Origin of the sequence: Mucilaginibacter gracilis (genome assembly GCF_003633615.1) — a bacterium.
GTDB classification, from domain to species: Bacteria; Bacteroidota; Bacteroidia; order Sphingobacteriales; family Sphingobacteriaceae; genus Mucilaginibacter; species Mucilaginibacter gracilis.
The window spans coordinates 6,173,956-6,195,096 of the sequence record NZ_RBKU01000001.1 but is presented as its reverse complement, the minus strand read 5'-3'; the positions used below and the strand labels follow the sequence as shown (position 1 = coordinate 6,195,096).

The window sequence follows — 21,141 nt, the reverse complement described above, 5'->3', positions numbered from 1 at the left end:
TATTTTTAATTCCGACGTCGAAATTCCGACATCCGAAGTCAAAATTATTTCACCTCTGATACTAAAACCACCTTGTCTTCTCCATCGGTTTCTTTCCAGCTTACCACTACTTTTTGCGATGCGATGGAATCTACTTCGATACCTATATAGTTGGCTGCAACGGGCAAATCGCGCGAGTAACGGCGGTCAACCAGTACAAGTAGTTCTACTTTTTTAGGGCGGCCAAAGGCAAGCATAGCATCCATTGCTGCGCGTATGGTGCGGCCCGTCCAAAATACATCATCCATCATGATAACTTTTTTGCCTTCAACAATAAAATCGATCCTGGTTTGATTAGGCACCAGCGGCGATTCGCGCCTGCGAAAATCGTCGCGGAAAAAAGTAATATCAAGGTCGCCCTGTAATATAGTTTGGCCGGGTAAAATTTTTCGAAGTTCTTCGGCAATGCGTTTGGCAAGGTATATACCTCGGGGCTGTATGCCAATGATAACCGAATTAGAAAAATCGTTATGGTTTTCTATCAATTGCCTGCACAGGCGTTGTATAGTGATCTGGAATTTTGGGCCGTCGAGTAATATCGGGTTTAGCATTACCTAGGTGGATTTGGGCAAAAATAGATAATTTTTTTGGGAACGAAGACAATTAGATTTGGCAACTTTTAAAAAGTTGCCAAATCTTTGAGGCAGGCTGATGTTCGATTTAGGATACCGGATGCTATTTTGAGTGTACTTGTATTATTGTAACTTATATACCAACAAAGTAAAAGTACCGGGCACTACTTTGCGGGTGCCTTTTTCAAATTCGGCTGCGCTGAGGTAAATTTTGTGGGTTTTGGTATCTAATGCCAATGTTTTTGCACGTACCTGGGTAGTTAAGGTTTGCACTGTTTTGTATTCGTTGGCCGATTGTTGTTTGATGATGGTTGTGGTGCCATCGCCATTTGATACAATTACCAGTTTGGTTTCGGCATCGTATGCAACGGCATCAACACCGGCACCAATGGGGATGGTTGTAATCACACGGCCACTGGTGGCATCAACAACGCTCATGCCTTTATTTTCGCGGCAAACGGTAAATAAGCGCTGGTTCTTGTCGTCTAAAGCTAAACCTGTTGGGCCGCCGCAGGGCGTTAGCGGGTAGTTTTTAATTACTTTTTGAGTTTTGGTGTCAATAACGTTCAGACTATTTTTATCTTCAAGGTTATTGTATATCAAGCCTTTTTCGTTGCTTACGGCAAATTCGGGCGCACCGCCCAGGGCTATTGTGCCGATTTGCTTTAATGTATTAGGGTTTACCACTGACGCGTTGTTGGCATCGCCGTTAAATACATAAACTTTATCGCTAAAGGCATCATACATAATGGCATCTGCCCCTTTGTTTGTTAACGGAATGGTGGCAACCTTTTGCAGCGTTTTTAAATTGAAGGCTACGGCAGCATTGCCCCGGCCATCGCTAATAAAACCTTTGTTAGCTTTGTTATCAATAGCAATGCCGTGTACGCCCTGCATACCGTCTATGCTGCCAATAACCTTTTCGGTAGCCAGGTCAACTACGTTTACGGCTGTTCCGTGCGAGATGTAGAGCCGGTTGTTAACTTTATCAATCGACAAATAGTCATAGCCACCATCGCCGGGGAGGGCTATTTTTTTATCTAAAACGTATTGCTTATCCTGTGCACGGAGTGCTACTGATGTTGAAACCACCAATAATGTGGCTGAAAAAATGCTGAATAATTTTGTCATGGTTGTTTAGGGTTATTTGCTTTAGCAATGATATAGATATCACAAAGGTGAATATCAATTTTGGAGAAAAATTGAATTAACGGACGATACTAAATTTAACTTACCCGCTTACCGCTTAATAGTTTATCCAAAGCATCGTTAAACGAGCCAGCGCGGATTACCTCTCCGGCGTTAACAAAAAATATCTCGTCGGCATTTTCAATGGTGTTTAGGCGGTGGGCATTATAATAATGCGAGTGGTATTTGCCGATAGCTTATTGAGTATATCGCCCAATAATTGTTCGGTAACGGTATCAATATTGGCGGTGGCCTCGTCTAAAATAAGTACTTCGGGGTTGCGTAGTACCGCACGCATAAAGGCTATTAATTGCTTTTGGCCCAGGCTAATGCTATCCCCGCCGGATGTTACACGGGTTTCGAGGCCGCTTTCAAAAATGGTGAGCAGGCTTTCCAGGTTGGCCTCTTTAATTACAACTTCTAACTGCTGGTTGCTGTAATTTTGGTACTGCGGGTTGCCGTATAAAATATTATCTTTTACGGTACCGGTAAACAAAAAGGGTTCCTGTAAAATAAAACCTACTTTTTGGGCGCGTTCTTCGGGTTGGTAGGTACGGATGTCTTTCCCATCCAACAGCACCACGCCCGATGTAGGGTCGTACAACCTTGCTATAAGCGATGCCGTGGTGGTTTTGCCGCCGCCTGTTGGGCCAACAAAGGCGTAGGTTTTACCGCGCTCCAGGGTTAGCGATACATTGTGCAATATCTCGGTGCCGTCATGATAGCCAAATTTTACATTTTTAAATTCAACAAGCGCAGTTGATGCTTCGGCAGGGGAGTTAGCTATAATGGGCAGATCGGCTTCCAGCGATAATATTTGCGCTATCCTGTCCCAACCGGCCATTGCCACCTGGAAGCTGGTCCATAGCGAAGCCAATTGCCTTAACGGATTATAAAAATTGGTAACGTAAGCCAGGTAGCTAACCAGTAAACCTATTGTAAATTGCCCTGCCGAGATTAAATAAATACCATAGGCCAAAACGATAAGCGTACCAAAGCTGGAAAATAAACTGTAAACAGGCAGCAGCAGGTTATTTGCCAGGCCTGCGCCAATAGCAGTGTTGTAATTATCCTGATTGGCCTCGCTAAACCGCTTGCGGAAATAATCGCGCCGGTTAAAGGCGATGATAACGCGGAAGTTATTGAGGCTCTCCTGTATTTCGGCACTCATGCCGCCTACGCTTTTTAAATTGGTGGCGTTGCGGCGTTTTACCCATGGCGAAACCAATTGCGTAAATAAAAGTATAAGCACACCGGGTATTAAAGCGGCGGCACCCAGTTTAATATTAATGAGCAGCAAAAAAATACCTGCGCCTACCATAATGGCTATACTACCTATAAATTGCATTAACGATTGCGAAAAAAAAGTATTAAGCTTATCGGTATCGTTATTTACGCGCGATATTAAATCGCCGGCTTTGTTGGCGTTAAAAAAGGCTACCGGCAATTGTTGAAGCTTGTTAAAAATAGCATTGCGTAAAGTAAACAATAACCGTTGCCCCACACTACCCATTAACTTGGTTTGAAAATAACTTGTACAAAGGCCAATCAGATACATGCCCAGTAATATGCCCGAGAACACCAGCACTCCATGATATTGTTTATATTGTATGTAGGTATCAATAGTGTGGCCTATTAAAAACGGACCTAACAGGTTGATGGTTGAATTCATCAAAATAAATACCATTGCAATGAGCAAATTATTACGCTCGTGGGCAATAAGCTTTAATAAGCTTTGCAGGGCGGCATAGGTTGAAGTTTTCTTCTGCTGTTCCGATAGCTTATTCAGGTCGTAATTCATAGTTGCTGGTGCTTTGTTGGGAGTTGAACAGTTGTATATATTCGGGGCTGGTTTGTATCAATTGCTCGTGTTTTCCGGTGGCAATTACTTCGCCTTGCATCATCAGGATAATCTGGTCGTAATGCTCAACCGCCGCAATTTTTTGCGTTACCGATAGCAGGGTGATGCCGGGATAATTTTTCTCAATATTATCGAGTATCTTTTTTTCGGTATTGTTATCAACGCGGGCGGTAAAATCGTCAAGCAACAATATCCGGGGGTTAACCGCTAAGGCCCGGGCCAGCATAATGCGTTGTTTTTGTCCGCCCGAAAGGCTTGAGCCACGTTCGGACACGATGGTACTTAACTTATCAGGAAGGGCATCAATAAACTCGCGCAGTTCGGCGGTATCAATGGCTTTCTGTAACGATTCATCGGTTACCGTATCGCTAAAGGCAATGTTTTCGCGGATGCTCATGTTAAAAATAATGCTATCCTGAAAAACAAAACCTACCTGCCGGTGAAAGGCTTCGGTGTTGTAATCATCTATATTGTGGCCATCCAGTTCAACCGAGCCTGTGTTGGGTTTTATTAAGCCTGTAAGCAGGTAAAGCAATTGCGTTTTGCCCGCAGCAGTTGGGCCAATTATAGCGGTGCGTGTGCCTGCATTAATGGTAAAGTTAACATGTTTTAAAACCGGCTTTTGGCCATATAAAACATTTACATTTTTAAGTTCAATATCCCCGCGAAGGGTATTGGTAATGGTGCCTGTTGGTGTTACATCCGGACTTTCGATAACTATGCGTATCCGCTCGTAAGATGCGGTGGCCTGTGCAATTACATTACTCATAAAACCTATAACCAGTATGGGGAATATGAGCATGGATAGATAGCTGTTAAAAGCTGCAAAATTGCCAAGACTCATGCTGCCCGTTATAACAAAGTGGCCGCCCAAAGCCAATATGGTAAGTGCTGCTATGTTTGCCGAAAACGTAATTACGGGTATTAGTCCGGCAAAGAGTTTTAAAATAGTCAGGCCGAAATCGCGCGCTTTGGTATTGGCCTCTAAAAATTTGTTGTATTCCAGCGTTTGCGAGTTAACTACGCGGATGATGGCCGAACCTAAAATGCTTTCGTTTATTACCTTATTAAGCCAATCGATAACGGCGCGGCTTTGGATGTAAATTGCCCTTACTTTTTTCAGTACCGTATAAAATGTAAACCCAATGATGGGGATAATAGCTATAACGCACAGTGCCAACTGCCAGTTGATGGTAAGCAACAACACGCTTGCGCCGATAATAATAACCAGCGACGAAACGATAGACACAATGGCCTGCGAAATGAACATCTTGATGGAGTCTACATCGGTAGTGAGGTTGGTTAATAGTTTTGATGGGTTAGCGGTTTCGATAAAGGCGTTGTTTTGTTTTGATATTTTATCGGCAAGGCGGGTGCGCAAATCGCGGGCCACACGCTCTGATGCGTAGGTTTGTATAACGCTTTGCAAATAGGTAAAAATAAATATGGCCGCAACGGCTAAAGCAAACTCAATAATAATGGGTTTAAACACAAATTGCCCGCGTGTAAAAGCATCAATACTGTTTGATATAATTTTAGGGAGCAGCAGGTTAATGGCGTTGCCCATAAGCGTAAACAGCAGTAGCAACAGCACCAAACCCATATAAGGTTTAAGCAGGGCGAGTATACCGGGTTTTTTATCCATATTTTTTATTGAATACTGATATGTATGGGTTAACGGTTTAGCGTATAAATTACTTTAAAACAGGGCAAATATAAGTTTGTTACTTTACCATACGTGCGTTTTTTTAGTGCAAATTGCGTAATGCAATAAAAAAAACGAAACACGGTTTACAGCAAAGCATCAAAATAATTTAACCTTGTGTGATGGGTTTAATTGTGAAAGTTTTTTCGGTTAAAGATGTTGGGGGATTATTGCTTCTTGACGATTAAAGCAATGGGTGATTTGCATAGTTAATACTCAATTGCCGCGGAGGCTGTTACTTGTGTAGCCACAAAGTAACCAAAGGGCTTGTCAGTAAAAAGGCTTCTTTTCGCACAGGGCCTTCGCGCACAAGCGGTAAGAACTCACAGGAGGCTCGATTCATTGCCCCAATGGCCGCACTTGCCCCGCTCAAGCAAGAATCGAAAGGCCCTTTCCCGCCGCACATCCCAACACGTTATTCCCGCTTTTGGCCGAAGCTGTTTTGCTGACGGGTTTAGGATGACGGATAGTTGATTTCGGATTACCGGGTTCGGAAATCAGAAATCAACCGGATATATGAATCCAAATTATTTGGATTCATATATCAGTAATCCGAAATCCGTCTTCTGACATCAGTCATCTGAAATCTCGCCTTTTATTCAGTTGCTACTTTAGTATTTTGCGCCATAGAAAGTACACCATTATAAATTGCGCCGGCTTCAACCAGCAAAGTTTGGGTTTTTAATTCGCCTGTAATGTTGCCGGTGCCCCTAATCTCCAGCGAGTGGGTGTCAATATCACCTTTAATGGTGCCGTAAACAACCATATCATGAGTAGTTACATCGCCGTTTATTATGCCGCGTTCGCCTAAAATCAAACCACCTTCTATGGTTACGTTACCGGTAACCTGCCCATCAATACGCACAAAGGCCGGGGCCTTTAGGTTGCCCTCTAAAAAACAACCTTCACCAATAAATGTTGATATGGCTTGCTGATCCAGCGTTACTTTATCTTTCTTTTTGAACATTGACATTACGAAAATTTGTTTTAGATTATAATATGGCGTGTTGCCGGTTTAAGCACTAAATATTACTTAATTACTTGTTGAGTGTTAAAAAGTTAACGGGGTTAACAGCTTTGCCGTCTTTACGAATTTCGTAATGCAGGTGCGGCCCGGTTGAGTGCCCGGTTGAGCCTACTTCGCCAACTTTATCGCCCACGCTTATTGCTTGCCCAACCTTTACAACAATGCGCGAAAGATGGCCAAATAGCGTTACCAAATTGTTGCCGTGTGCAATTTGCACGCAATTGCCATAACCGCCGTTCCAGCCGGCAAAAATTACCTTACCGTTGGCGGTACATTTAACGGCGTCGCCTTTTTTGCCGGCAAAATCAATACCGGGATGAAACTCGGCACTGTTAGCATTAAATGGATCGCCCCTGAAACCGAAAGATGAGGTGAAGGAGCTACTGCGCGGATAACCCATTGGCGTGAAGCCTACTGCTGCTACCAAATGTTTTAAATACTCGTCGTAATACATGTAAGCATCTTTTTCGCTTAATTTTGCACCTTCGGCTTTGCCGCTGCCGCCTTCGCCCGTGGTAGAAAACTCTTTTAGGCCCCGTTTACGCAGGTAATCGTTAATTTGCCGTAATTTAAGTTGGATTGATTGGATGTAGCTCTGGGCCGATATACCCGTACCAGTTTTAGCGTGATTAACAGGCAGGGTGCCTTTGGCTTTTAGCTGGGCCAGTAATTGTTGTTTCTCTTGTGCCTGTATGGAATTTTGGTTTTGGAGGTAACAAATGCAACCTATAAGCAGTGCAACCAAAACAAAAATACCTGCCGAGTAGTGTTTGAGCCTGCCTAAATGCTTGGTTTTTATTTGGAAGGATTTAATATGCTGCTCACTTTTATTTAAAATGACAACCGTACTGGTGTTATCAGTTCGTTTAATATTCATCAATCGTAATTTTGGTAAAGGAATTGCAAGGTAAACATTTTAAGTAATAAATAGCATTAAAAAATTGTTTAACTCCCTGTTAATAAACCACTACTATCAATAAATACATCCGCTATGTGCTTTCAAAGGGTTGCTAATTGGAGTTAATGAGTTTTAGGCCCGGTTATCGTCAGCAAAATGTTATTATTCAAAATGATAAAATTAAAACCGCATCGATTTGTTACTTTTGTGGTAATTACTTAGAAAAAAGAAATTATGTATCCGGAATATTTAGTTGCCCCCATGCGGGAAGATTTAACCAAGGTTGGTTATAAAGAGTTAAAAGATGCCGATGCAGTAAAGCAAGCTATTGAGGCAGAAGGTACCGTATTGGTAATGGTAAACTCGGTTTGTGGTTGTGCAGCAGCTAATGCGCGCCCGGCAGCTAAAATGGCTACCCAAAGTGCAAAACATCCCGATAACTTTGTTACTGTATTTGCAGGCATGGAAAAAGACGCTGTTGATACTGCCCGTAATTATATGCTGCCTTATCCTCCGTCGTCGCCATCAATGGCTTTGTTTAAGGATGGTAAACTGGTACACATTATTGAGCGCCACCAAATTGAGGGCCGCCCTGCACAAATGATTGCCGATAACTTAATTGGTGCTTTTGAGCAATATTGCTAAAAATTTTAATTGAGTTTTTTTTTGAGAAGTTCGGCGCGCAAGTGCCGGACTTTTTTTTATTTATTAAACTTTCGACGAAGCTTTTGCTTAGGATTACGGCTGGTATGAAAGATAGCTGATACATAAATCAATTCTCTCTTTTCATCTATTTCATAACATATTACAAAAGGGAAGACCTCAATTAAAGCCTGCCGCAACTTTTTGGTGATAATTTGATAATGAAAAGGATTATTTTTAACTTTCTCTAAGCCCTCTTCAATTTGATATAATAATTGTTCGCCTAAATTTTCGCCCTGTTCCTCATACCAATCGTACGATTCCTGAAGATCCTTTTGTGTTTCTGAATGAAATATTAGTTGATACATCAGGCCTTTTGATTTGCCGGTGATGATTTTCGGACACGTTCTTTGATTTCATCCCATGTAAAACCTTTTTCTTTACCGGTTCTCAGTTCTTCAGTTCTGCGTTCCAGTTCGGCAACAGTTTCCTTATCATTCCACCACTTACCTTCTTCTAACTCACTTTCCAGTATCGTATAAATAGCCTTTAATTTTTTTTCTTCAGCTATATCTATATAATCGTGAAGCTTTTGCTTTAATGTTGCCTTGTTCATAATATTAAACGATAAACACAAATTTAATACATCACCCTTAAAAACCATATGTATTATAGCCTTTTTTAATTTTAACTAAATCTTATAACTTAGCATTTACATTTTAACTCATAACTGACCCATCAATGAACAAGACCAGGCTACTCACCCTGCTTTTAACACCCGCTGTTGCCCTGTGCGCAACTACAACGCTTTTTGCCCAGCAAAGCCAGCCCGATGCACCAGAGCTGAAAATATATCGCGAAACTGCTGCCAAGGTAAACGACCTGGTACATACCAAGCTTGATGTACGTTTTGATTACAAAAAGCACTACTTGTATGGCAAAGAATGGGTTACCATTAAACCGCATATTTACCCTACCGATTCGCTCCGTTTAGATGCCAAGGGTATGGATATTAAAAACATATCCATTGTAAAGGCAGGCAAGCTTTTCCCCTTAAAGTTTAAATACGATAGTTTATCGCTGGCTATAACACTCGATAAAAAATACCGCAGCACCGAAAGCTATACCATTTACATCGACTATACATCAAAACCCGACGAATTAAAAACTAAGGGGAGTGCCGCCATTAATGATGCTAAAGGTTTATATTTTATTAATGCCGATGGTGCCGATAAAAACAAACCCACCCAGATATGGACACAGGGCGAAAGCGAAAGCTCGTCGGCCTGGTTCCCTACTATTGATAAACCCAACCAAAAAACTACCGACGAGATAGTGATGACGGTTCCGGCCAAATACGTTACCCTATCAAACGGCAGGCTGGCAGCACAAAAATTAAATGCCGACGGTACCCGTACCGATACCTGGAAAATGGAGCTTCCGCACTCGCCATATTTGTTTATGATGGCTGTTGGCGATTTTAAGATTTATAAAGACAAATGGCGCAATAAAGAGGTTAGCTATTACCTGGAGCCCAAATTTGCCCCTTATGCCAAAGATATTTTTGGCTTTACGCCCGAAGTAATGGAGTTTTATTCGCAAAAACTGGGTGTTGATTATCCGTGGAACAAATACGCGCAAATTGTTGTTCGCGATTATGTGAGCGGTGCTATGGAAAACACAAGTGCAACTCTTCACGGCGAACAAGTGCAAGCTACCCGCCGCGAACTGATTGATGGTAAACCCGAAAGCGAAGTGGATATTGTACACGAGCTTTTTCACCAATGGTTTGGCGATTATGTAACTACAGAAAGCTGGAGTAACTTAACTGTAAACGAATCGTTTGCCGATTTTAGCGAAACGCTTTGGGCCGAACACAAGCACGGTAAAGATGCCGGAGACGAGCATAGCTACCAGGCCATGATGCAATACTTGAACACACCCGGTGCCAACGCCAAAAACCTGGTAAGGTTCCATTATGCCGATAAAGAAGATGTTTTTGACGTAGTTACCTACCAAAAAGGTGGCCGCATATTAAACATGCTGCGCAACTACTTAGGCGAAGATGCTTTTTTTAAAGGCTTACACATTTACCTTACCCAAAATGCTTTTAAAAATGGCGAGGCCCAGCAATTGCGCCTTGCATTAGAAGAAGCCAGCGGTTTAGATTTAAACTGGTACTTTAACCAATGGTACTACGGTGCCGGCCACCCCGAGTTAAAAATTGATTACAAATGGGATGAGGCAACCAAAACCGAAACCGTTTACTTAACCCAAACACAGGCGGGCAATAATTTTATTTTACCTATGGCGGTTGATATTTATGCTGCCGGTAAAAAAGAACGCCACAAGGTTTGGATGCGCAACAAGGCTGATACCTTAACCTTCCACGTAGCTTCGGCTCCCGATTTGGTTAATGTGGATGGTGATAAGGTATTGCTTGCCCGTAAAACTGATAGCAAAACGTTAGATCAACTGGTTTTTCAATACTTTAATGCACCGCTTTATTTAGATAGGTTTGAGGCTATTGACGCTGCAACCAAACAGCAGGAAAACAAAGGCGCACAAAAAATATTACTGGCTGCTTTAAAGGATAAATATTTTAACCTGCGTATTAAAGCTATCCGCGCCATTAATTTAACCAATGCCGATGTTAAAGCCGCTGCTTTACCCATATTGGCCGACATTATAAAAAACGACGAAAAAACACTTGTAAAAGCTGCGGCAATTAACGCATTGGTTAAACTTAACGATGCCGGCAATTTGCCTTTGTTTAAACAATCAATAAACAGCCAATCGTATGCGGTGCAGGCTGCATCGTTAAACGGTATAGCCTCGCTTGCCCCTGCCGATGCCCTGAAAATAGCTAAGAGCCTTGAGCAAGATAACACCGGTACACTAACCGAAGCTATTGTAAAACTATACATAAGCAACGGCAGCGATGCCGAAATTCCGTTTATTGCAGCGGCCTTTAAAAGGGCCGAGCCACAAGCTAAATTTAACATGCTGCAAGGCTACGCCAAAGTAATAGCCCGGGCAACCGATACCAAAGTAGTTGAAGGCTCGGTTGACGACCTGAAGGCTATGGCTATCCGTTATAAACCTTATGGCGCCATCCCTTACATTACCCAATTGCTGGAAAACATTAAGGCCCAAAAAGTAAGCACCAACCAAACCGAGCAGGTGAAATACATTGATGATGCTCTTGAGGTTTTAAAGAAAAATCAATAAGCATTACAAATTATTGTTAACAAAAAATGCTCCTGTAAAAAGGAGCATTTTTGTTAAACGCGATTGCGTTAATACAATATGTATACAGAAAGCGGTTTGGGATAGACAATTTCTATCAAGGTGTACCAGTCTAAACGCTAAGTGTTTTTCTTGTAGTGCTTGTTCTCCAAATTGAATATGGATGATTTTTTTGCTTAAAAATCCTTATTCAGTAACTTTTCTAATTCGGCAAAACCGATATTCATTTTTACACGGCCATGCTTGGCGTATGATAATTCGCCGGTTTCTTCGGATATGATGATAGCCGTTGCATCATTAGCTTCGGATACCCCAATACCGGCCCGGTGGCGCAAGCCAAATTGCGGCGGTAAATCGGTATTATCCGTTAATGGCAAAATGCAACTGGCTGCTTTAATTTTGTTTTCGGCTATTACAACGGCACCATCGTGCAAGGGGCTTGTTTTCTGGAATATACTTTCGAGCAAACGCTTTGATATTTTGGCATCAACTACTTCGCAACTATTCTGGAAAAATTGCTCGTCGTAATATTTGGCAAAAACAATAAGGGCGCCGGTATGCGTTTGTTTAAGGCTTTTGCAGGCATCAATTATAGGCTTTATACGGGCCAGGTTATCTTTCTCTACCTCGTTTTTACCAAAAAAGTACCGCCACCACGCTTTGTTACGCTGTAGCGAAGCATTTTTACCTACCAACAATAAAAAACGCCTTATCTCTTGCTGAAAAACAATAATGAGGGCAATAATGCCTACATCCATAAAGCGGCGCAATATGGCGGTAAGCAGGCGCATGTGCAGGGCGTCTACAGCAAAAAACATAAGGCAAATAATGGCCAGCCCAATAAATATATTGGCGGCAATAGTACCCCTGATAAGGTTATAGAGCTGATAAATAATGATAGCCACTATCACTATATCAAGCACATCAAAAAAAGTAAAGTTAAATGAACTCAAATCGCTCAACTGCATTGAACGAAGTTAATAAGTTTAATGCAATTGAGTTGTTAAAAATGTGTTATTTGATAACAACACTTTTAAATTGGTTTATGCCGTTGCGGTTTTGTTTTTAGGAAACACTAACGATGCCACCACGCTAATTACCAATATCAACACAATAATTATGAGCGACCGCATGGTGGTTAAACCAATTTGCTCGGCATAATGCCCTGCCAACATTTTTGCGCCTATAAACACCAGCAGCAAAGCTAAACCAACCTTTAGGTAATGAAACTTATCAATAATGTTCGCCAACAAAAAAAACATTGACCGGAGCCCCAAAATGGCAAATATATTGGAGAAGAATACGATATAGGGATCTTTAGTTACCGAGAATACCGCCGGGATAGAATCAACTGCAAATATCAAATCGGTAAATTCAATAATCAGCAACACTAAAAATAAGGGGGTAATTAACTTTTTGCCGTTAAGCTTTACAAAAAATTTATCGCCCTCAAACCGGGGGTGTACGGCAAAATATTTTGAAGCCAGTTTAACAACTTTGTGGTTTTCGGGGTCAATGTTATCTTCCTTGTTACGGTTTATAAACATCATTACACCCGTGTAAATTAAAAAGGCGCCAAACAAGTACAGTATCCATTCAAATTTTGTAATGAGGGCCGCCCCTAAAAACACAAATAAAAAGCGCATTACAATGGCGCCTATAATGCCCCACAATAAAACTTTATGGTAATGCTTTTCGCTCACTTTAAAAGCGGCAAATACCAGCACAATAACAAATATATTATCAACAGACAATGCGTACTCAACCACATACCCGGTTATAAACTCGAGGCCAATATTTTTACGGTATAAATCAAGTCCGCCGGCAAAATCAGTTGGGTTTAATTTAAGTTTATGAAAATGGCTGATGTTAACGGCCTGCAAACCGGCAAAGTTTTTAATAGAATGCAGCATATGGCCATAATTGAGCAGCAGCACGTAAAATAATAGTGCAAAGCCTATCCATATGAGGCTCATTATGGCTGCACGTTTTAAGGTAACGGGTTGGTTGGGTTTAGAAAACAAGCCCAAATCGGCAGCCATCATCACCATAATAAATACAACAAAGCCTATTAAAAATATCACCTCGTTGCTCATGCTTATTTATTTGTTTCTTTCGGTAGTGTAACGCACCAATTGCTCTAATGATCGTCTCGAATCTACATCGGGCAGGGTGTTTAATATCTCAAAGGCTTCTTCCTGGTAAATCTTCATCTGGCTTTCGGCATATTGCAAGCCACCGGCATCTTTTACAAATTTAATAATATCGGCAATTTTGGCTGCATCATCATTATGGTTTTTCACCAAATTGATAATACGCTTCTTTTCCGACGGGGTGGTATGATTTAGGGCGTATATCAACGGCAGGGTTATCTTTTTCTCTTTAATATCAATGCCGAGGGGCTTGCCAACATCATCGGTACCAAAATCAAACATATCGTCTTTGATCTGGAAAGCAATCCCTATTTTTTCGCCAAAAAGGCGCATTTTTTCGATGGTGACGTCATCCGCGCCCGACGATGCCGCGCCGCATGCACAGCACGATGCAATAAGCGAAGCTGTTTTTTGGCGTATAACGTCGTAATAAACCGGTTCGCCAATATCCATACGGCGCACCTTTTCTATCTGTAGCAGTTCGCCCTCGCTCATCTGCCTTACGGCTTCGGATACTATTTTGAGTAAATTAAAATCGTTATTTTCGATAGAAAGCAGCAAGCCTTTTGAGAGCAAAAAATCGCCAACCAAAACTGCTATCTTGTTTTTCCACAAGGCGTTAATGGAGAAAAAACCACGGCGCTGGTACGAATTATCAACCACATCGTCGTGAACCAGGGTAGCGGTATGCAGTAACTCAACCAATGCAGCACCCCGGTGGGTAGCCTCGTTAATGCCGCCACAAACGCTTGCCGATAAAAAAACAAACATTGGGCGTATTTGCTTACCCTTGCGTTTAACAATATAATGGGTAATACGATCAAGCAGCGGAACAGAGCTTTGCATTGAGGTTTTAAACTTTTCCTCAAACGCATCAATTTCTGCAGCTATGGGTCTTTTGATCTCGTCGATGCTTAACATTTAAAACTCAACAATCTTAGTAAAGTAGAAACAATTAACCAACAGGGTTAATTAGTGGCAAACATAAGTTAAATATTAATAACAGTATAAACCTACGGTGCTATATTGCAATTTTATGTGTTATAATGTGGCCGGTGCTAAAAACATGTACACTTTTATGCAATATAACGGCAGAAAATTTTACTTTTGCAATCCCACAAAAAAAACGGAGAAGTGTCTGAGTGGTCGAAAGAGCACGCCTGGAAAGTGTGTATACGCCAAAAGTGTATCGAGAGTTCGAATCTCTCCTTCTCCGCAAATAACAAAACCCGATAACTACCGGGTTTTGTTATTTTAGGTCATAATCAACGGCTTTTTGAGTGTTCTAATCTCATGAGTACAATGATGCAGGGTAAAATAAAAAATGTTAGAAGTTGCTACCTTGCAATTTAAAATCCTGATTAAATCGCAATGAAAATTCTTTTAAGTATTACAGCTTTGGTACTTGTAACTACAACAAGCTTTTGCCAAGATCTGAATGAACAATTATATAAAGCTGTTTCTAACAAAGACTCGTTAAGTGTCCAAAATCTTTTGATTAAAAAAGCTAATGCTAATTTTAAAAAGAAAACGGGTGGTTTTTTAGAAATTAGCATGCTAATTTTGGCAGTTCAAAATAATGATTTTAATGATGTGAAATTATTAGTTGGACATGGTGCAGAGGTTGACTGGCGAGACGCGTTCAAAACAACCGCTTTAATGTACGCGGCAAGTAGGGGCAATAAAGACATCGTAATTTATTTAATAAAAAATGGTGCAGACATCAACGCTAAAGATGAACAGGGCAATTCCGTTCTTAGCGCTGCTGAAGAAGGAAAAAATATTGATGTAATTGGTTTAATTAAAAGTCTTGTTAATAAAAATTAGTTTAAACAAAATGTTATTACTTCTTTAAAATCTCTCTTATTATTGTCAAAATAGCAGATAAGTGTTCTAACCGGCTCCCTTCATCCCCGCAACCATTAAATATAAAAAGCCTTATGCATTGCGCATGAGGCTTTCTTGTAACCTAAACAGGTAGTTGGTAGTAAATTAGGAAACTCCGTATTATTTTAATCCATCTTGTTATTTTCATTATCAGATAGGAGCGGTAGAGTGTTGGTTTAGTAATAGCGTTATAAATGAAAGGGCAACACCCGCGGGTTGTTTGATTAGAGTTGAGGCCGAATAAATGGCAAAACTCAAATCCGCTTAAATTAAGCACACTAAGAAGCTCTTTTGGGAAATATTTAATTGCAACTGAGCCTAATCATTTAAGCCCTTCCCATCAAGAATCTGCGGAATGCATTTCTCCACTCTCGACTCTCGGGTTTTGGCTTGCTTAGGTGCCGAAAAATAGAGGTTGTAAGCCCTTTGCCGTCCTGGTGTTAAAGATTCAAAAGCGGTTTTTAAGTGGTGATGTTGGTTTAATTTGTTTTGAAATTCTTCGGGGAATACCAGTTCCGCGCTTTTTTTAAGTGTTACCTTTAAACCGGCTTTCTCTACTTCAATAGCTTCATCAATGGTAGCTTTTAACACGGCCTCCATCTCAATTATTTGCCCGGCATTGGTAAAACGTATTTGGCGTGCCGCCTGCACATTCTGGGTTTGTTGTATCAAAACACCATCGGTATTGTTTAGTAAAGCACCTTTAAAAAACAAAAGCGCGCAGTACTCTTTAAAAACATGTATTAAAACGATGTTGCTTTTTTGCAAGGTATAGCAGGGGCAGCCCCATTTAAGCTCTTCGATGAGCCCGCAATCCAAAACTATCGCTCTCAACTGGTTGATCTCCTGCGGCCACTTTTTTTCATTATTAAAATAAAAATCAACCTTTGGGTTCATTGTAGGTTTTATTATGGTGTTATACTAATTATCTCCCCGCGTTATCCAGAAAAAGTTTGCGTGAGCGTATCCGGCTTTTAAAAGCGAAAAATAGCTAAATTATATCTTAATTCTGTATTAAACCTGTAGTTGTGCAGGTATTTTAAGTTTTTTAAAATATAGCTCAGATGCGCAAACAAATGGCTTATTGCCAAAGTTAAGCGGTTGTTAATTAAATGTACAGCGGTAACTTTATGATTAATATTTAACCATTTTTAATTTATAAGCAGTGAAAAAAATACTATTGTTTTTATGTTGCATCCTCTCGTTAGAGGCAAACGCACAGGTTGCAGACAGTATAAAAAAAGACCTTTTTACTGCGCCCGACACAGTTAAACGGTTGCACAGTAAACCCTGGGCGATGGTGCCACCGGCAGTATTAATTACTTATGGAGTACTATCGTTCCAAATAAAACCCATACGCCAGCTTGATTATACCATTAACGGCGAAATTGCTAAAACCGACCCTACATTTAGTACCAAGGCCGAAAGCTACTTCCAGTTTGCGCCCATAGTTATTGTGTATGGTTTAAACCTGGCCGGTATATCGGGCAAAAATACTTTTATAGATCGTACAGCCCTGCTTGGCCTTTCGGGAGGTATTTTAGGCATCAGTACAACGGTATTAAAGCACAGCACCAATAGGTTGCGCCCCAATGGGGCCGACAATTTATCGTTCCCATCGGGCCATACTTCAACTGCATTTTTAGGGGCCGAATTTTTGGCTCAGGAATATTCGCAAAAATCTGTTTGGTATGGCGTAGCGGGTTATACTATAGCCGCTACAACGGGCGTATTCAGGCTCTACAACCGCGATCATTGGTTTAGCGATGTGGTGGCCGGTGCGGGTTTCGGCATCCTGTCGACCAAGCTATCATACCTGGTTTACCCTTATATCCGCAACGCTATAACGCATACCAATAAACAGGGCAAAAGTACAACGCTTGTACCCACTTATCAGGATGGCATGGCCGGTTTCAGTTTCGCAAAACAATTGTAAACCAAATACCGCTATTGATGTTAATATAGCGTATTAGATAATTTACATAAACAACCAAAATGAAAAACTTGAAATTTTTAATCATTCCTGCCCTTTTACTTTCGGTACAGATAATGGCTCAAACCAAAAGACCGGGCGATGGTAAGGTAGGTACTACCATAAATAAAATTGGCAACAAAACGGCCCAAATTGCAGTTAAAGGTACATCGGTAATGAAAGACAAAGTGTACCGCGATAAAAGAGGCCCGGGTAACCAAACTGTTTACATTAATAAGCATTCGCACTATTACTATGTAAATGGCCGCGGTAAAAAGGTGTACATCACCAGGGCACAGATGAGGAACGAAACTCACCGGTAAGCGTTTTCAGAGGCCGGATTTCGGAATGCTGATGACAGATAATAGCAATGCCCGGTGAGAGCCGGGCATTCTTTATTTAATTCAATATGAAATAGTCAGGGTATTTCAACTATTTATTTAACAAAGCGGTAAATCCAAAAATCTAAACTCCCAAATCTTTCATAATATGCGCTATTTTGGCATCTAATGCTTTTTCGGTTTCGGCAAAGGCTTCTTTGCTGGTTAGTTTGGTGTTTACGCTGCAATAAAATTTAATTTTTGGCTCGGTGCCCGATGGCCGCGCCGAAACTACAGTACCATCTTCGCTAATAAATTGCAATACATCACTTTTTGGCAAATCAATCGGTTTAGTACTGTTGGTATCTAAATCGGTTTCAACGCGGTTTTCGTAATCTTTTAAAGCGATAACTTTGGAGCCTCCTAAAGTTTTAGGCGGGTTGTTACGGTATTTCTCCATCATATCTTTAATTTCCTGGGCGCCGCTCTGGCCCTTTTTGGTGATAGAAATTAAAGTTTCTTTATAAAAGCCGTACTCTAAATAGGTTTCAACCAGGGCCTCAAACAGGCTGCTGCCTTGGTCTTTATAAAAAGCGGTCATTTCGGCAATAAACGCGCCCGATACTATGGCATCCTTATCGCGCACAAACTCGCCAATTAAATAACCGTAGCTTTCTTCGCCACCGCCAATAAAGGTTTCTTTGCCGGCAAGCTTGGTCATCAATTCGCCAATGTATTTAAAGCCGGTTAAGGTGTTAAAATATTTTACGCCTTTGGCGTTGGCTATAGCTTCAATAAGGTTACTGGTTACAATGGTTTTAACAATGTATTCTTTACCGGTAAGTTTACCGTGTTGCTGCCATGCGGTTAACAGGTAATTAATAAGCAGGCTGCCGGTTTGGTTACCGTTAAACAGTATCCATTCGCCCTGGTCGTTTTTAGCGGCAATACCCACGCGGTCGGCGTCGGGGTCGGTGGCTAATACCAGGTCTGCGTCAACTTCTTTAGCCTTTTTCATGGCTAAGGTAAGTGCTTCCTTTTCTTCGGGGTTAGGGTAAACCACCGTTGGGAAGTTGCCATCCGGTGTGGCTTGTTCGTCAACAATAATTACGTTTTCAAAACCAAACTGGGCCAATGCCTTAGGCATTAAAGTAATACCGGTGCCATGTATTGGCGAGTACACTATCTTTAAATCCTTTTGGCGTTTAATAGCATCCGGCGATACCGAAAGCGTGGTAATGGCATCCAGATAAAGCTTATCAATTTCTTCGCCTATCAGCTCAATATTGGCTTCAACGCGGTCGAACTTAATTTCATCAATACTGGCAATAGCGGCAACCTCATCCATAACGGCCACATCCTCGGGCGATACAAACTGACCACCATCGGCACCATAAGCTTTGTAACCATTATACTCTTTAGGGTTGTGCGAAGCGGTAATCATTACACCGCTTTTGCAGCCTAAATGGCGTATAGCAAACGAAAGCTCGGGCGTGGGGCGCAAAGCTTTAAAAAAGTAAACATGAATATCATTAGCCGAAAAAACCTCGGCAGTAATACGGGCAAATAAATCAGAATTATTACGGCTATCGTGCGAAATAGCTACCTTAACCTTTTGGCCGGGATATGTTTTTTTGAGGTGGTTGCACAAACCCTGTGTAGCAGCGCCTATGGTGTACTTATTAATACGGTTACTGCCCGCCCCCATTGTTCCGCGTAAGCCGCCTGTACCAAACTCAAGGTCGCGGTAAAAGGCATCGGTTAATTCGGCGTAAGCTTTATCATCAAGCAATTTCTGAATTTGTTGCTTAACTTCGGCATCATAATTTCCGTTAAGCCATGTGTTCACTTTCTGCTGAACAGTAGCGTCTAATTCCTGCATATATATAATAGTTTATGGGTTATGCTATTTGTAATTACTAATAACAAATATGCTAATAAAAACTTGTGTGCAATTATTATTTGAAGATAATTTTGCATCGATTTCGGATTTCGAATGTTCGATTTGGGATTTTTTTGTCGGATTTCGGACGGCTGATTTCGGATTGCCGGAGGGCGGATTTGGATGGCAAATTCAAAGATGCAGCAGGGAATACAATCAATCAAAGCGGGACGAGGGGCTCAGATAATAGTGTCAATTCTTTTTAGTGCTTTCTCTTGATTCTTGACTCTGGCTTCTTGATTCTAATCCAAACTCAAACTGTCTCCTGATTCTCATATCTTCGGTGCCCGTTTTGACTCTTGATTGTATTATTAGTATTTTTGCGCTATAAATCATAAAATATGTCATTAGTAGAAACAGATTTTGTTAAATACAAAGTAAAAGACATTGCGTTAGCCGAATGGGGACGTAAGGAAATAGGGCTTGCCGAAGCCGAAATGCCGGGCTTAATGGCCCTCCGTGCCGAGTTTGGTGCAGCTAAACCGTTGGCTGGCGCGCGCATTGCAGGTTGCCTGCACATGACCATCCAGACGGCCGTTTTAATTGAAACTTTGATTGAGCTTGGCGCCGAGGTTACCTGGTCGTCGTGCAATATCTTCTCCACTCAAGATCATGCCGCTGCTGCTATAGCCGCCGCCGGTGTATCTGTTTATGCCTGGAAAGGTATGAACGCCGAAGAATTTGACTGGTGTATTGAGCAAACTTTGTATTTTGGCGAAGACCGCAAACCATTAAACATGATATTGGATGATGGTGGCGATTTAACTAATATGGTTTTAGATTTATTTCCGGAACTGGTTTCGGAAATTAGAGGCTTATCCGAAGAAACTACTACCGGTGTACACCGCTTATACGAACGCGTTAAAAACGGTACTTTATTAATGCCTGCCATTAACGTTAACGATTCGGTTACCAAATCGAAATTTGATAATAAATATGGCTGTCGCGAATCGTTGGTTGATGCGATACGCCGCGCTACCGATGTAATGATGGCAGGTAAAGTAGCCGTTGTTTGCGGTTACGGCGATGTAGGTAAAGGCTCTGCCGATAGCTTGCGTAGTTCGGGCGTGCGTGTTATTGTTACCGAGATTGACCCTATTTGTGCTTTACAGGCCGCAATGGAAGGCTTTGAAGTTAAAAAGTTAGATACCGCTGTTAAAGAAGCCGATATATTGGTAACTGCAACAGGTAACTGTAACATTGTTCGAGAAAAGCATTTCCGCGCTTTAAAGGATAAAGCTATAGTATGTAACATTGGCCATTTTGATAACGAAATTGATATGGCTTGGTTAAACAGCGCGTATGGCGATAGCAAAATTGAAATTAAACCACAGGTTGATAAATATACTATTGACGGTAATGATGTTATTGTTTTAGCTGAAGGTCGCCTGGTAAACTTAGGTTGCGCAACCGGACACCCATCGTTTGTAATGAGTAACTCGTTCACCAACCAAACGCTGGCCCAGTTAGAGCTTTGGACAAACGGCAGTGCCTACGAAAACAAAGTTTACACCCTGCCTAAACACCTTGACGAAAAGGTTGCACGCCTGCACTTAGCCAAAATTGGCGTTGAGCTTGAAGTGTTAGACCAGGAACAAGCCGATTATATTGGCGTACCGGTACAAGGTCCGTTTAAATCGGATGCTTACAGGTATTAAATTTAGATTTGAGATATTAGATTTTAGT

General features: G+C 41.4%; 19 protein-coding genes and 1 tRNA gene. 7 read left to right on the top strand and 13 right to left on the bottom strand.

What is annotated here, in order from left to right:
* Window positions 1–44: 44 nt before the first annotated feature.
* The 6 genes from pyrR to BDD43_RS27635 form a co-directional block, all read right to left on the bottom strand.
* Entirely contained in the window at window positions 45–590 is a 546-nt protein-coding gene (pyrR, locus tag BDD43_RS27660; protein WP_121201454.1) for a bifunctional pyr operon transcriptional regulator/uracil phosphoribosyltransferase PyrR, read from the bottom strand.
* 144 nt (window positions 591–734) lie between these two features.
* Window positions 735–1,742 (bottom strand): YncE family protein, encoded by a 1,008-nt coding sequence (locus tag BDD43_RS27655; RefSeq protein WP_121201453.1) that lies wholly within the window; start codon window positions 1,740–1,742, stop codon window positions 735–737.
* A 208-nt stretch (window positions 1,743–1,950) separates the two neighbouring features.
* Window positions 1,951–3,600, bottom strand: coding sequence for an ABC transporter ATP-binding protein (locus tag BDD43_RS27650; RefSeq protein ID WP_246001808.1), 1,650 nt, complete (start codon window positions 3,598–3,600; stop codon window positions 1,951–1,953).
* A complete protein-coding gene (locus BDD43_RS27645; RefSeq protein ID WP_121201452.1) occupies window positions 3,581–5,305 on the bottom strand; it encodes an ABC transporter ATP-binding protein in 1,725 nt (574 codons plus the stop codon). Before BDD43_RS27645 ends, BDD43_RS27650 begins: the two co-directional genes overlap by 20 nt.
* A gap of 655 nt (window positions 5,306–5,960) precedes the next feature.
* Window positions 5,961–6,338 carry a bactofilin family protein gene (locus tag BDD43_RS27640; RefSeq protein ID WP_121201451.1) on the bottom strand — a complete coding sequence of 126 codons (378 nt, stop codon included), beginning with the start codon at window positions 6,336–6,338 and terminating at the stop codon, window positions 5,961–5,963.
* 64 nt (window positions 6,339–6,402) lie between these two features.
* Window positions 6,403–7,269, bottom strand: a complete 867-nt coding sequence (locus BDD43_RS27635) for a M23 family metallopeptidase (protein WP_121201450.1) — start codon at window positions 7,267–7,269, stop codon at window positions 6,403–6,405.
* A 255-nt stretch (window positions 7,270–7,524) separates the two neighbouring features.
* Here BDD43_RS27635 and BDD43_RS27630 point away from each other — a divergent pair, with 255 nt between their 5' ends.
* Complete coding sequence (locus tag BDD43_RS27630; protein ID WP_121201449.1) at window positions 7,525–7,935, top strand: BrxA/BrxB family bacilliredoxin; 411 nt, start codon at window positions 7,525–7,527, stop codon at window positions 7,933–7,935.
* 56 nt (window positions 7,936–7,991) lie between these two features.
* Here the strand turns inward: BDD43_RS27630 and BDD43_RS27625 are convergent, their stop codons facing one another.
* Both BDD43_RS27625 and BDD43_RS27620 read right to left on the bottom strand, forming a co-directional pair.
* Complete coding sequence (locus BDD43_RS27625) at window positions 7,992–8,300, bottom strand: type II toxin-antitoxin system RelE/ParE family toxin (RefSeq protein WP_121201448.1); 309 nt, start codon at window positions 8,298–8,300, stop codon at window positions 7,992–7,994.
* Window positions 8,300–8,548 (bottom strand): addiction module protein, encoded by a 249-nt coding sequence (locus tag BDD43_RS27620; protein ID WP_162847183.1) that lies wholly within the window; start codon window positions 8,546–8,548, stop codon window positions 8,300–8,302. Before BDD43_RS27620 ends, BDD43_RS27625 begins: the two co-directional genes overlap by 1 nt.
* Window positions 8,549–8,673: 125 nt before the next feature.
* On the opposite strand from BDD43_RS27620, the gene BDD43_RS27615 reads away from it, so the two are divergent.
* Window positions 8,674–11,163 (top strand): M1 family metallopeptidase, encoded by a 2,490-nt coding sequence (locus BDD43_RS27615; protein ID WP_121201446.1) that lies wholly within the window; start codon window positions 8,674–8,676, stop codon window positions 11,161–11,163.
* A gap of 194 nt (window positions 11,164–11,357) precedes the next feature.
* Here the strand turns inward: BDD43_RS27615 and cdaA are convergent, their stop codons facing one another.
* From cdaA to BDD43_RS27600, 3 genes are all read right to left on the bottom strand, one after another.
* Window positions 11,358–12,149, bottom strand: coding sequence for a diadenylate cyclase CdaA (gene cdaA / locus BDD43_RS27610; RefSeq protein ID WP_121201445.1), 792 nt, complete (start codon window positions 12,147–12,149; stop codon window positions 11,358–11,360).
* Between the two features lie 75 nt (window positions 12,150–12,224).
* Window positions 12,225–13,277, bottom strand: a complete 1,053-nt coding sequence (locus BDD43_RS27605) for a TerC/Alx family metal homeostasis membrane protein (protein WP_121201444.1) — start codon at window positions 13,275–13,277, stop codon at window positions 12,225–12,227.
* A gap of 6 nt (window positions 13,278–13,283) precedes the next feature.
* Window positions 13,284–14,255: a polyprenyl synthetase family protein gene (locus tag BDD43_RS27600; RefSeq protein WP_121201443.1), complete on the bottom strand. Its 972-nt coding sequence runs from the start codon at window positions 14,253–14,255 to the stop codon at window positions 13,284–13,286.
* Window positions 14,256–14,462: 207 nt separating this feature from the next.
* Here BDD43_RS27600 and BDD43_RS27595 point away from each other — a divergent pair.
* Both BDD43_RS27595 and BDD43_RS27590 read left to right on the top strand, forming a co-directional pair.
* Window positions 14,463–14,550 (top strand) — tRNA-Ser (locus BDD43_RS27595).
* Between the two features lie 155 nt (window positions 14,551–14,705).
* Complete coding sequence (locus BDD43_RS27590; RefSeq protein ID WP_121201442.1) at window positions 14,706–15,161, top strand: ankyrin repeat domain-containing protein; 456 nt, start codon at window positions 14,706–14,708, stop codon at window positions 15,159–15,161.
* Window positions 15,162–15,539: 378 nt separating this feature from the next.
* Here BDD43_RS27590 and BDD43_RS27585 read toward each other — a convergent pair whose 3' ends face one another.
* A complete protein-coding gene (locus BDD43_RS27585; protein ID WP_121201441.1) occupies window positions 15,540–16,118 on the bottom strand; it encodes a YdeI/OmpD-associated family protein in 579 nt (192 codons plus the stop codon).
* A 268-nt stretch (window positions 16,119–16,386) separates the two neighbouring features.
* Here BDD43_RS27585 and BDD43_RS27580 point away from each other — a divergent pair, with 268 nt between their 5' ends.
* Complete coding sequence (locus BDD43_RS27580) at window positions 16,387–17,157, top strand: phosphatase PAP2 family protein (RefSeq protein ID WP_246001806.1); 771 nt, start codon at window positions 16,387–16,389, stop codon at window positions 17,155–17,157.
* A 59-nt stretch (window positions 17,158–17,216) separates the two neighbouring features.
* Window positions 17,217–17,516, top strand: a complete 300-nt coding sequence (locus tag BDD43_RS27575) for a hypothetical protein (RefSeq protein WP_121201440.1) — start codon at window positions 17,217–17,219, stop codon at window positions 17,514–17,516.
* Between the two features lie 142 nt (window positions 17,517–17,658).
* Here the strand turns inward: BDD43_RS27575 and BDD43_RS27570 are convergent, their stop codons facing one another.
* Window positions 17,659–19,395: a phospho-sugar mutase gene (locus BDD43_RS27570; protein WP_121201439.1), complete on the bottom strand. Its 1,737-nt coding sequence runs from the start codon at window positions 19,393–19,395 to the stop codon at window positions 17,659–17,661.
* 401 nt (window positions 19,396–19,796) lie between these two features.
* On the opposite strand from BDD43_RS27570, the gene ahcY reads away from it, so the two are divergent.
* A complete protein-coding gene (gene ahcY, locus BDD43_RS27560; protein ID WP_121201437.1) occupies window positions 19,797–21,113 on the top strand; it encodes an adenosylhomocysteinase in 1,317 nt (438 codons plus the stop codon).
* The last annotated feature ends 28 nt before the right edge of the window (window positions 21,114–21,141 follow it).

What these genes read in the sequence shown, in the direction of transcription:
- pyrR (WP_121201454.1), bottom strand. Translation starts at nt 590, where the DNA reads ATGCTAAACCCGATATTACTCGACGGCCCAAAATTCCAGATCACTATA.
- BDD43_RS27655 (WP_121201453.1), bottom strand. Translation starts at nt 1,742, where the DNA reads ATGACAAAATTATTCAGCATTTTTTCAGCCACATTATTGGTGGTTTCA.
- BDD43_RS27650 (WP_246001808.1), bottom strand. Translation starts at nt 3,600, where the DNA reads ATGAATTACGACCTGAATAAGCTATCGGAACAGCAGAAGAAAACTTCA.
- BDD43_RS27645 (WP_121201452.1), bottom strand. Translation starts at nt 5,305, where the DNA reads ATGGATAAAAAACCCGGTATACTCGCCCTGCTTAAACCTTATATGGGT.
- BDD43_RS27640 (WP_121201451.1), bottom strand. Translation starts at nt 6,338, where the DNA reads ATGTCAATGTTCAAAAAGAAAGATAAAGTAACGCTGGATCAGCAAGCC.
- BDD43_RS27635 (WP_121201450.1), bottom strand. Translation starts at nt 7,269, where the DNA reads ATGAATATTAAACGAACTGATAACACCAGTACGGTTGTCATTTTAAAT.
- BDD43_RS27630 (WP_121201449.1), top strand. Translation starts at nt 7,525, where the DNA reads ATGTATCCGGAATATTTAGTTGCCCCCATGCGGGAAGATTTAACCAAG.
- BDD43_RS27625 (WP_121201448.1), bottom strand. Translation starts at nt 8,300, where the DNA reads ATGTATCAACTAATATTTCATTCAGAAACACAAAAGGATCTTCAGGAA.
- BDD43_RS27620 (WP_162847183.1), bottom strand. Translation starts at nt 8,548, where the DNA reads ATGAACAAGGCAACATTAAAGCAAAAGCTTCACGATTATATAGATATA.
- BDD43_RS27615 (WP_121201446.1), top strand. Translation starts at nt 8,674, where the DNA reads ATGAACAAGACCAGGCTACTCACCCTGCTTTTAACACCCGCTGTTGCC.
- cdaA (WP_121201445.1), bottom strand. Translation starts at nt 12,149, where the DNA reads ATGCAGTTGAGCGATTTGAGTTCATTTAACTTTACTTTTTTTGATGTG.
- BDD43_RS27605 (WP_121201444.1), bottom strand. Translation starts at nt 13,277, where the DNA reads ATGAGCAACGAGGTGATATTTTTAATAGGCTTTGTTGTATTTATTATG.
- BDD43_RS27600 (WP_121201443.1), bottom strand. Translation starts at nt 14,255, where the DNA reads ATGTTAAGCATCGACGAGATCAAAAGACCCATAGCTGCAGAAATTGAT.
- BDD43_RS27590 (WP_121201442.1), top strand. Translation starts at nt 14,706, where the DNA reads ATGAAAATTCTTTTAAGTATTACAGCTTTGGTACTTGTAACTACAACA.
- BDD43_RS27585 (WP_121201441.1), bottom strand. Translation starts at nt 16,118, where the DNA reads ATGAACCCAAAGGTTGATTTTTATTTTAATAATGAAAAAAAGTGGCCG.
- BDD43_RS27575 (WP_121201440.1), top strand. Translation starts at nt 17,217, where the DNA reads ATGAAAAACTTGAAATTTTTAATCATTCCTGCCCTTTTACTTTCGGTA.
- BDD43_RS27570 (WP_121201439.1), bottom strand. Translation starts at nt 19,395, where the DNA reads ATGCAGGAATTAGACGCTACTGTTCAGCAGAAAGTGAACACATGGCTT.
- ahcY (WP_121201437.1), top strand. Translation starts at nt 19,797, where the DNA reads ATGTCATTAGTAGAAACAGATTTTGTTAAATACAAAGTAAAAGACATT.